Raw genomic sequence first — 10,140 nt, 5'->3', positions numbered from 1 at the left:
CCGTACGCCGACAGGATCTCGTTGACGGGCTGGTGGTACGTGGTTCCGCCGGTGCTGCAGTTGCCGGAGCCGCCGGAGGTGACGCCCTGGGCCTGGCTGCCGGAGATGAACGAGCCGCCGGAGTCGCCCGGCTGGGCGCACGCGCTGGTGCGGGTCAGGCCGTAGACGGTGCCCTGCGCGTAGCGGACGGTGGCGTTGTGCTGCTGGATGGTGCCGCAGCGCCAGCCGGTGGTGGAGCCGGAGCGGCAGATGGACGCGCCGACCGACGCCTGCGTGGAGCCGCGGACGGTCACCAGCGAGCCGCCGGAGCCGCGCACGTACGGGGTGGGGTTGTTGCCGGTGGCGGCGACCCAGGCGTAGTCGTTGCCGGGGAACGACGAGCCCTGGAAGGTGCCGGTCGGGTTCGTGGTGCGCGCGCCGGCGCGGCCGCAGTGGCCGGCGGTGACGAAGCCGGGGGTGCTGCCCCTGGTGACGGAGAAGCCGACGCTGCACCGGCTGGAGCCGATGTAGTACGCGGAGCCGCCGATGATGTCGATGAACGGCTGCGGGCTCTCGGTCGAGACCGCGACCTTGACCGCGTCCTTGTCGCCCACCGCGGCGGCGAGGGCCTCGCCGGCCTCCTGGGTGGCGGCCAGGACGACGACGCTGTTGGTGGTCACGTCCACGTACCAGAGGGAGGCGGCGGTCCCGGCCTTCGCGGCGGCCTGGTCGAGCTGGTCCTTGACCGCGTTCAGGTGGCCCAGCGTGCGGGAGACGACGACCGGCTGGGCGCCCTTGGCCTCGATGGCCTTGGCCTCGGCGGCGTCGGTGGTGGCGACCATGAGCTTGGAGGCGTCGGCGTTGAGCCAGGCGCCGGCGTAGGAGTCGCCGCCTAACGAGGCGTTGAGCACGGCTTCGGCGGCGGCGGCGCGCTGCTCGTTGGCCAGCCGGGTGACGACCTGCTGCTCGGAGAGGCCCAGGTCGCGTTCGAGTGCGTCGATGACGGCCGGCGGGGTGGTCGGGTCGCCCGCGGGAGCCGGTCCGGCCAGGGCGGGGGTGGAGGGGAATGCCAGGCAGGCCACGATAGTGGCTCCTGCCAGCGCATAGCGCTTACCCAACATGTGCACTCCTTGAGGGGGGGTGCTGTCAAGTTAACGGCTGCGCTGGGAAGCGACACGTACCCAAAAACGCCCTATTTCGGTCTTATGGTCCTTGTCCTGAAATATCGAGGCAAACTGTGAACATTGCCGTCAGGCGGTCCACGTCCCCGGGGGTGGGCGGCTCCGGGCCGAGCGCGCGGCGGACGTTGCTGATGCCGGTGAGGAGGGCCGCCGCGGCCCGGGCCTTGGCCATCGCGTCCGGGTCGTCGCCCAGGAACTCGGCGAGCGGCGCGATGAACGCCGTCCGCAGGCGCTCCCGTACCAGCTCCTTGATCTCCGGGTCGTCGGCCGAGTGCGCGAGGGCGCGCAGGATGCGGCTCTTGGGGTCGGCGTGCATGCGGAGGGCGGCGAACTCGGCGAGCCTGCGCGGCAGGCCCTCCCGGTCGCCTTCCAGGATCACCTGGAGCGTCGGCTCGCCGCGCAGGACCTCGCCGAACAGGCCGGCCTTCGACCCGAAGTAGCGGCCCACCAGAGCGACGTTGGCGTCGGCCGCCGAGGCGATCATGCGGACGGTCACGCGCTCGTAGCCGTGCTCGGCGAACAGCGCCCTGGCGGCGTCCAGCAGCCGCCGCCGGGTGGCCGCACGGTCCCTGGGGCGGGCCTCAGCTCTCATGGTCGGGAATATATCGGCTTGCGGAACGGCTAGTAAACGAGCGTATACTTCCCGAGGATACGCGAGGGGATGTGGTGACTTGTCAGGGCAGGCGGCGGCCCCAACCCCCAAGCAGTACACCCATCGCGAGATCCTCGAAGTCATGGCCGGGCTCATGCTCGCCCTGCTCACCTCGATGCTCTCGACGTCGGTGGTGGGCACCGCGCTGCCGACGATCGTCGGAGAGCTGGGCGGGCAGGACCAGTACTCGTGGGTGGCCTCCGCGACCATCCTGACGATGACGGTGTCCACCCCGCTGTGGGGCAAGCTGTCCGACCTGTTCGGCCGCAAGCGCCTCTTCCTGGTCGCGCTGGGAGTGTTCGTCACGGCCTCGCTCGCCGCCGGGCTCTCGCAGAACATGGGCCAGCTCATCGCCGGCCGCGCCCTGCAGGGCGTCGGCGCGGGCGGCCTGTCGGCCCTGGCCCAGGTCATCCTGGGCGACATCGTCTCCCCGCGGGAGCGCGGCCGCTACTCCGGCTACATCGGCGCCGTCTTCGGCGTCTCCACCGTCGCCGGGCCGCTGCTCGGCGGGTTCCTCGTGGACGCCGAGTGGCTGGGCTGGCGCTGGTGCTTCTACGTGGGCGTGCCGCTCGCCGTGATCGCCGCCTTCGTGATCCAGAAGGTGCTCAAGGTGCCGCACGTCAAGCGCGACACCCGCGTCGACGTCTGGGGCGCCACCGCCATCACCGCCGGCGCCACCGCCCTCATGCTGCTGCTGACCCTCGGCGGCACCGAGTTCGCCTGGCACTCGCCGTGGACCTACGCCCTGGCCGCTATCAGCCTGCTGTCCCTGGCCCTGGCCGTGCCGGCCGAGCGCGCCGCGAGCGACCCGATCCTGCCTCCCCGGCTGTTCCGCAACCGCACCTTCGTGCTGACCAGCGTCGCCTCGCTCTTCGTCGGCGTGGCGATGTTCGGCGCGATGATCTACATGCCGCAGTACCTGCAGGTCGTCCAGGGCATGAGCCCGACGGACTCCGGCCTGATGACGCTGCCCATGGTCGTCACGCTGTTCCTGTCGAGCGTCGTCTCCGGCAAGATCGTCACCAGGACCGGCCGGTGGAAGATCTTCCCGGTGATCGGACTGCTGCTGGTGGCCGTCGGGCTGCTCCTGCTGTCGCGCCTGCACGTGGACTCCGGCCCGGTGCTCATCGGCTTCGACCTGGCGGTGCTCGGCACCGGGCTCGGCCTGAGCATGCAGATGCTGATCCTGGCCGCGCAGAACGGCGCCGAGATCCGCGACCTGGCCTCCACCACCTCCGGCGTGTCCTTCTTCCGCTCGCTCGGCGGCGCCGTCGGTGTCGCCGGGTTCGGCGCGATCCTGACCAACCGGCTCAACGCCGAGATGCCCGCGTCGGGCGACCGGCCGGCGCTCGGCAGCCCCGACGCGATCCAGGCGCTGCCCGAGCCGGTCAAGCACGCCGTGCTGGAGGCGTTCACCCGCGGCCTGGAGACCGTCTTCCTCGTGGGCGTCCCGATCACCCTGCTCGGCTTCGTGGCCGTGATCTTCCTGAAGGAGCTGCCGCTGCGCGGCGGTGCCGCTCCCCAGCCCGCCGGCCTGTCGCTCAGCGAGGACGACCTGGTGCTGGCCGGGCTGCTGCTCGAACTCGTGGCCCAGCGCGTCGAGCACGCCGGCGACCGGCCGTCGGCGCTGCTCACCGCCGTGGCCAGGATGGCGCCGCCGGACGGCCGTACCGAGAGGGAACGCGCCAGGGCCGTGGCGCGGGACGTGCTGCGGCCCACCTCGCGCGCGCTCATCGCGCGCCGCGCCGCCGCTCGTGACAGGCCGCCGCTCGTGACAGGCCGCCGCTCGTGACAGAAGGGATCCCGCAGTGACTCGCAAGTTCGCCGGCGCCGTGCTGGCCGCCCTGGCGGCCCTGGCCGGGCTCTGGTTGATGATCGCGCCGTTCGCGCTGGGCACCCAGCCCGAGGGCGCGTCCTGGAACTCCGCCACCGTGACGGAGTTCGTCACCGGCCTCGGCGTGACCCTGACCGGCCTGGCCGGCGCCGTCGCCTTCGCCGCCGCCATCCGCGCCGACCTCGCCGCCCGGGGCCTGGTGCGGGTACGCGAGCGCAGGCGGGAGCCGGAGCCCGCGCCCGCCGCGCCGCAGCCGTCGTCCGGCGAGCTGGCCGCCCTGCTGGCGCCGCTGGTGGAGGCGCTGCGCGAGGACCTGAGCGCGAGCGGGCGCGAGCCGCGGTCCAACGGCTCGGCGCCCCTCGGCGTCGGGGCGGAGGACGGGCGATGAGCGCCAGGCTGGGCGTCACCGCGCTCGCCCTGCTGTTCGTGACCGGGCTATGGCTCGTCGCCGCCCCGTTCGTGGTCGGCTACCAGCCCAGGGGCGCCGAGTTCACCGCCGCGACCGTGAACGACCTGTGGGTCGGCGGGGCCCTGGCCGGCGGGTCGTTCCTGGGCCTGGCCGGGTACGCGGCCGCCGCCCTGCGCGAGCTGACCGCCCGGGGCAGGCAGTCCGCCGAGAGCTGAGTCGTACCTGCTGACCTGCTGGAACGTGACGTATCGTAGCGGGATGAAGCGTGCCGCAACCCTGGCGCTCGTGGTGCTCGCGTCGGTGGCGTGCGGCGGGCGGGACCCGGCCGCGTCCGGCGAGCCGGCGCCGCCCGCCACGTCGGCCACGACGCCCGCCACGCCGACCACCACGTCCGCGCCGCCCGCGAGCCCGTCGCCGACGGCCACCGAGCCGCCCGAGTTCACCGCCAAGGTGAGCCGGCTCAGCCGCGACCAGCTGCGCCACTCGTGGCGGGAGGGCTGCCCGGTCCCCTACAGCGACCTGCGGCTGATCACGATGACCTACTGGGGCTTCGACGACAGGCCGCACACCGGCGAACTGGTCGTGCGCGAGAACGTCACCGACGACATCATCACGGTCTTCCGCAAGCTGTACGACTGGCGCTGGCCGATCAGGCGGATGGAGCTGATCGACGTCTACAAGGGCGACGACTTCGACTCCATCGACGCCGACAACACCTCCGCCTTCAACTGCCGCCGGGCCACCGGATCGAGCGGCTGGTCCAAGCACGCCTACGGCCAGGCCATCGACATCAACCCGCGGGAGAACCCGTACGTGACGGCGAGCGGCCGGACGGCCCACGCCAACGCGGAGAAGTACACCAAGCGGCCGATGAAGGGCAAGGGCGTGATCAACCCGGGTGACCGGGTGGTGCGGGCGTTCGAGCAGGTGGGCTGGGAGTGGGGCGGCTACTGGTCGGGCATCAAGGACTACCAGCATTTCTCCAAGGGCGGCGGCTGAGAGAATCACGACATGGCTGACAGGGACGGCGACGGCTGGACGGAGTGCGGGCGAGGACATCGCCACTGGGGGCTGCACGGCGCCTCGGGGCTGCTCGCCGTGCACCACGACGACACCGGGGTGCCGCACGTGCTGATGCAGAAGCGGTCCGCGTGGAGCCACCACGGCGGCACGTGGGGGCTGCCCGGAGGCGCGCGGGACAGCCACGAGGACGCCGTGGCCACCGCGCTGCGCGAGGCCCGCGAGGAGGCGGCGCTGGCCGGCGACCGGCTGCGGGTGCAGGGCGTCTACCGCGACGACCACGGCGGGTGGGCGTTCGAGACGGTGATCGCGGAGTCGGCGGAGCGGCTGGCGGCGGTCTGCGCCAACGGCGAGAGCGACGAGCTGCGCTGGCTCCCGCTGGGCGAGGTGGCCGCCAGGACGCTGCACCCCGGGTTCGCCGAGACGTGGGGCGCCCTCAGCGGCGCGATCAGCCCGGAGACACTGGTGCTCGACGTGGCCAACATCGTCGGCGCGCGGGCCGAGCGCGGCTGGTGGCGCGACCGGCTGGGCGCCGCCACCCGGCTGCTGGAGGCGGTGTCGGGGTTGCGGCTGGCCCACCCGGTGCTGGCTCAGTGGTATCCGCGCATGGTGGCGGTGGTCGAGGGCGCCGCCAGGGGCACCCCCCACATCCCCGGCGTCCAGGTGGTCGCGGCGGCCGGCAGCGGCGACGACGCGATCGTCGACGTGGTGCGCCGGGCCAAGCCGTGGGAGCGCGTGCTCGTCGTCACCGCCGACCGGGAGCTGAAGGAACGGGTCGCCGCGCTGGGAGCGGACACGACGGGGCCCACGTGGCTGCTGTCACAACTGGGCGGGTAACACGTCGTCGAAGACGGCCTTGAGCCCGGTCACCTCCAGCACCCGCCGCAGGACGCCGTGCACCCCGGTGAGCCGGAGGGTGCCGCCGCGCCCGCCCACGGCGCGCTGATGCTCGACGAGGACCCACAGGCCGCTCGAGTCGCAGAACTCCAGCCCCGTCGCGTCGATCACGACGTCGACCCGGCCCTCGGCGGCCAGCTCGTCGAGCCGCCCCTTCAGGTCCGGAGCCGTCAGCTTGTCCAGGTCACCCCGGAGGCGCACGGTGGCCGCGCGGGCCGCCCGCGCCACCTCGATCTTGAGATCCGCCACCTCCTGAACGTACACCGGCGCCACGGCAGCCGCTATCGTGGTGTCCGCACGGGAGGGTTCGCATAGTGGACGAGTGCAGCCGCCTTGAAAGCGGCCAGGTCAGCGATGGCCTCGTGGGTTCGAATCCCACACCCTCCGCCTCACCTTCCCGGCCGGCTCGCCGCGTCAGACGGCCTCCCTGAGGCCGCCCCCTCACCTCCAGGCCCGGCGAAACCGTCCCCGACACTCGCCGCGAGCTGCAGGTAAGCGTCCCTGGTGGCCTCCTGCAGCCGGTCCAGGTCGATCTCCGCGCCCTCCTCCAGATGCGGGTCGTACGGCACGCGCACCACGGCCCGGCACCGGGCGGCGAAGTGGCCCTCCAGCTTGTTGAGGTCGACGGCCGACTTCGAGCGCGGCCTGACGCTGCACAGGACCACGGTGGCCTCGCGGACGAGGTTCTCGTAGTGGTGGGCCTCCAGCCAGTCGAGCGTGGCCGAGGCCGCCCGCGCGCCGTCGACCGACGGGGAGCTGACCAGCACGATCTGGTCGGCCAGGCCGAGCACCCCGCCCATGGCCGAGTGCAGCAGGCCGGTGCCGCAGTCGGTGATGCAGATCGAGTAGAAGTTCTCCAGCACCTGGGAGACGGCCTGGTAGTCGGCGCCGCTGAACGCCTCCGACACCGACGGGTCACGGTCGGAGGCCAGCACCTCCAGCCGCGACGGCGCCTGTGAGGTGAAGGCCCTGATGTCGACGTACCTCTTGACCTGGTCTCGCTCGGTCAGCAGGTCGCGGACCGTGGCCGAGGTCTCCAGCCGCAGCTTGTCGGAGAGCGTGCCGCGATCGGGGTTGGCGTCGACGGCGATCACCCGGTCGCCGCGGATCTGGGCCAGCGTGGCGCCCAGGCCGACCGTCGTCGTGGTCTTGCCGACGCCGCCCTTCAGGCTGAGCACGGCGACCCGGTGGTGGCCGGTGGCGACGGGAGTGCGCGCCCGGGCCATCAGCGCGCGGCGGCGCCTGACCTCCGGCGGCTCGCCCGGCTTGATCCAGCCGCCCGACGCCTTGTAGACCAGGCGGCGCCAGCCCTTCGACGGCGCGTTGCGGCGGCCGCGCAGCAGCGTGTCGGGGTCCAGGCTCTCGGCGTTGGGCCTACCGGTCAGCGGCGGCCTCGGCGGGGCGTTGAAGACGGGCACAGGGGCCGGGCGGTGGCGCGGCGGCGGCGGGTCCTCCGGCCGCGTGCGCGGCTCGGCGGAGACGTCCGGCTCCTGGAACCTGAGGTGCTCGTCGAACGTGCGGGGCTCCGCGCCGCCGGTGAAGGCGCGCTGGGACGGTTCGGCGAACGGCGGGCTCGGCTCGTCGAAGGAGCGCCGCGGCGGCTCGGGGAAGACGGGACGGGACTCGCCGGAGGACGGGCGCCGCCCGCCGAACGACGGGCGGGGCTCGTCGTAGGACGGGCGGGGCTCGTCGTAGGAGGGGTGGGTCTCGCCGAAGGAGTCGAAGGACGGGCGCGGTTCGGGGAAGGTCCGGCGCGGCTGCTCGCGGTCCTGCTGGGGCCCGTCGGCGGGCCCGTCAACCGGCTCGTCGGCGGGCTCGTCGGCGGACCCGTCCTCGGCGGCCCCCGCCTCGGCCGCGCGGGTCTCGGCCGCGCGGGTCTCGGCCGGCTTCTCCCTCGCCCAGGCGGGCGGAACGGGCCAGGGGAGGTTCTCCTCGGTCTGCTCCTCCGACTGCTCCCGCCGCTCCGGCTTCCCGGGCTCGGGGAAGGACGTCAGCGCGTAGCTGTCGGTGTCGTCCGGCCGGGGCAGCGGCTTGAGCGGCGCCAGGAACGCGTCGTCGATCGCCGGCCTGGTGTCGGCGCCGTCGTCGGGCGCGTCGTCCCGGCCGGCCGCCCGGTCGAGCCACTCGCCCGCCTCGCTCTCGGACGCGGGCACCGCCTCGGCCCCGTACACCGAGTCGACCGCCGCGCGGAACAGCGGCGGGGTCGGCGTGTCGTGCTGCGGCACCGACGCCCACGGGTCCTGAGGGTAGGGCGAGACGACCATGGTCTCGTCGGCCGGGACTCCCGGGCCGGTCTTGGCGCTCACCTTGACCGGCGCCTCCTCGGACTCCTTGATGGCGTCCAGCCAGGCGAGCTGTTCCTCGAGAGATTCCTCTCGATCGTGTCGTGCCACCGTGTTCCCCCTCGGGTGGGTCTAAAGGGGCAGCAAATATCTTGCAGATTAACGCCAAGCGCTGCGGGGAACGCCGGCAACCCACAACTTCTCTGCCCCGTTACGGTGGTGCGCATGCGAGCCATCGAGATCACCCGCAGCGGCGGGCCAGAGGTGCTGGAGTGGCGCGAGGTTCCCGACCCCCGTCCCGAGCGGGGCGAGGTGCTGGTCGAGGTGGCCGCCTCGGCGGTCAACCGGGCGGACGTCCTGCAGCGCCAGGGCAACTACCAGCCGCCGCCGGGCGCCTCTCCCTACCCGGGGCTGGAGGTCTCCGGCGTGGTGGCGGAGGTCGGCGACGGGGTCGAGCAGTTCGCGGTGGGCGACGAGGTGTGCGCGCTCCTGGCCGGCGGCGGCTACGCCGAGCGGGTGGCGGTGCCGTGGCAGCAGGTGATGCCGGTGCCGCGGGGCGTCCGGCTGGAGGAGGCCGCCGGGCTGCCCGAGGTGGCGTGCACGGTCTGGTCCAACGTGTTCATGCTGGGCCGGCTGCGCAAGGGCGAGACCTTGCTGGTGCACGGCGGCGCGAGCGGCATCGGCACGTTCGCGGTGCAGCTCGCCAAGGCGTTCGGGGCGAACGTGGTGGTCACGGTCGGCTCTTCCGACAAGGGCGAGCGGGTCAAGGAGCTGGGCGCCGACGCGTACGTGAACTACCGCGAGGAGAATTTCGCTGAGAGCGTCAAGGCCGACGTGATCCTCGACATCATGGGCGCCGCCTACCTGGCCGGCAACCTGCGGGCGCTCCGGACCGGCGGGCGGCTCCTGGTCATCGGCATGCAGGGCGGCCGCAAGACCGAGCTGGACCTGGGCGTGCTGCTCGCCAAGAGGGCCTCGGTGCACGGCACCACGCTGCGGGCCCGGCCGGTGGACGAGAAGGGCGCGATCGTCCGCAGCGTCGTGGAGAACGTCTGGCCGCTGGTCGAGGGGGGCGCGGTGCGGCCGGTGGTGTTCGCCGAGCTGCCGATGTCCGACGCGGCCGAGGCTCACCGTATGGTGGATTCCGGAAGTCACGTCGGGAAGATCCTGCTAGTACGGTGAGACTTATGAATGCTGAGGACAACAACTCCCCTCACATCGTGGTGGTGGGCCCCGACTTCCAGGGTCAGGGTCATAACGGCGAGGACGAGCGCTCTGTCGCCGGCCTGGTCGAGCAGCCTGCGAAAGTGATGCGCATCGGCAGCATGATCCGTCAGTTGCTGGAAGAGGTCAGGGCCGCCCCTCTGGACGAGGCCAGCCGCAAGCGGCTGAAGGACATCCACCAGTCCTCCATCAAGGAGCTTGAGGACGGGCTGGCGCCCGAGCTGGTGGAGGAGCTGGAGCGGCTGTCGCTGCCCTTCACCGAGGACACCGGCGCCCCGCCCAGCGACGCCGAGCTGAGGGTGGCGCACGCGCAGCTGGTGGGCTGGCTCGAAGGGCTGTTCCACGGCATCCAGACGACGCTGTTCGCCCAGCAGATGGCGGCCCGCGCCCAGCTGGAGCAGATGCGCAGGGCGCTGCCCGGAGGGCGGCCCGACGAGCCCCACCGCCCGCCGGGCGGCTCCGGCCCCTACCTGTAGAGCTTCTCCAGCACCAGCGCGACGCCGTCGTCGTCGTTGGCCGCGGTGACGTGGTCGACCGCGGCCAGCACGCCGGGGTGCGCGTTGGCCACCGCGTAGGAGGTGCCTGCCCAGGCGAGCATGGGCAGGTCGTTCGGCATGTCACCGAACGCCACGACCTCCGACGCTTCGATGTCGTGCCGCTCG

At 72.9% G+C, this 10,140-nt stretch carries 12 protein-coding genes and 1 tRNA gene; 8 read left to right on the top strand and 5 right to left on the bottom strand.

Features of this window, described 5'->3' with window-relative positions:
• A partial coding sequence (locus tag OUY22_RS33500; protein ID WP_270159289.1) for a S1 family peptidase occupies positions 1–1,061 on the bottom strand: 1,061 nt, incomplete at its 3' end.
• Between the two features lie 121 nt (positions 1,062–1,182).
• Complete coding sequence (locus tag OUY22_RS33495) at positions 1,183–1,752, bottom strand: TetR/AcrR family transcriptional regulator (protein ID WP_270159288.1); 570 nt, start codon at positions 1,750–1,752, stop codon at positions 1,183–1,185.
• 79 nt (positions 1,753–1,831) lie between these two features.
• Here OUY22_RS33495 and OUY22_RS33490 point away from each other — a divergent pair, with 79 nt between their 5' ends.
• The 5 genes from OUY22_RS33490 to OUY22_RS33470 are packed head-to-tail and all read left to right on the top strand — an operon-like array spanning position 1,832 to position 5,912.
• Positions 1,832–3,604: an MDR family MFS transporter gene (locus OUY22_RS33490; protein ID WP_270159287.1), complete on the top strand. Its 1,773-nt coding sequence runs from the start codon at positions 1,832–1,834 to the stop codon at positions 3,602–3,604.
• Between the two features lie 16 nt (positions 3,605–3,620).
• Complete coding sequence (locus OUY22_RS33485; RefSeq protein WP_270159286.1) at positions 3,621–4,034, top strand: hypothetical protein; 414 nt, start codon at positions 3,621–3,623, stop codon at positions 4,032–4,034.
• Entirely contained in the window at positions 4,031–4,270 is a 240-nt protein-coding gene (locus tag OUY22_RS33480) for a hypothetical protein (RefSeq protein WP_270159285.1), read from the top strand. Before OUY22_RS33485 ends, OUY22_RS33480 begins: the two co-directional genes overlap by 4 nt.
• 43 nt (positions 4,271–4,313) lie before the next feature.
• Complete coding sequence (locus tag OUY22_RS33475; protein ID WP_270159284.1) at positions 4,314–5,054, top strand: M15 family metallopeptidase; 741 nt, start codon at positions 4,314–4,316, stop codon at positions 5,052–5,054.
• A 12-nt stretch (positions 5,055–5,066) separates the two neighbouring features.
• Positions 5,067–5,912, top strand: coding sequence for an NUDIX hydrolase (locus OUY22_RS33470; protein WP_270159283.1), 846 nt, complete (start codon positions 5,067–5,069; stop codon positions 5,910–5,912).
• On the opposite strand, the gene OUY22_RS33465 is transcribed toward OUY22_RS33470, so the two are convergent.
• Positions 5,895–6,221, bottom strand: coding sequence for an STAS domain-containing protein (locus OUY22_RS33465; protein ID WP_270159282.1), 327 nt, complete (start codon positions 6,219–6,221; stop codon positions 5,895–5,897). The two genes, OUY22_RS33470 and OUY22_RS33465, sit on opposite strands and share 18 nt — an antisense overlap.
• A gap of 51 nt (positions 6,222–6,272) precedes the next feature.
• On the opposite strand from OUY22_RS33465, the gene OUY22_RS33460 reads away from it, so the two are divergent.
• Positions 6,273–6,359 (top strand) — tRNA-Ser (locus OUY22_RS33460).
• 2 nt (positions 6,360–6,361) lie between these two features.
• On the opposite strand, the gene OUY22_RS33455 is transcribed toward OUY22_RS33460, so the two are convergent.
• A complete protein-coding gene (locus OUY22_RS33455; protein ID WP_270159280.1) occupies positions 6,362–8,365 on the bottom strand; it encodes a nucleotide-binding protein in 2,004 nt (667 codons plus the stop codon).
• A gap of 114 nt (positions 8,366–8,479) precedes the next feature.
• Here OUY22_RS33455 and OUY22_RS33450 point away from each other — a divergent pair, with 114 nt between their 5' ends.
• Both OUY22_RS33450 and OUY22_RS33445 read left to right on the top strand, forming a co-directional pair.
• Positions 8,480–9,436: an NAD(P)H-quinone oxidoreductase gene (locus tag OUY22_RS33450; RefSeq protein WP_270159279.1), complete on the top strand. Its 957-nt coding sequence runs from the start codon at positions 8,480–8,482 to the stop codon at positions 9,434–9,436.
• 5 nt (positions 9,437–9,441) lie between these two features.
• The gene (locus OUY22_RS33445; protein WP_270159278.1) at positions 9,442–9,954 is read left to right on the top strand and encodes a bacterial proteasome activator family protein; all 513 of its coding nucleotides are present in this window, start codon (positions 9,442–9,444) and stop codon (positions 9,952–9,954) included.
• On the opposite strand, the gene OUY22_RS33440 is transcribed toward OUY22_RS33445, so the two are convergent.
• On the bottom strand, positions 9,945–10,140 hold a 196-nt coding region (locus OUY22_RS33440; RefSeq protein ID WP_270159277.1), incomplete at its 5' end, for an HAD family hydrolase. The two genes, OUY22_RS33445 and OUY22_RS33440, sit on opposite strands and share 10 nt — an antisense overlap.

It is taken from the genome of Nonomuraea corallina, assembly GCF_027620315.1.
GTDB classification, from domain to species: Bacteria; Actinomycetota; Actinomycetes; order Streptosporangiales; family Streptosporangiaceae; genus Nonomuraea; species Nonomuraea corallina.
The sequence above is the reverse complement of the archived record's forward strand: the minus strand, read 5'-3'. Positions and strand labels throughout refer to the sequence as shown.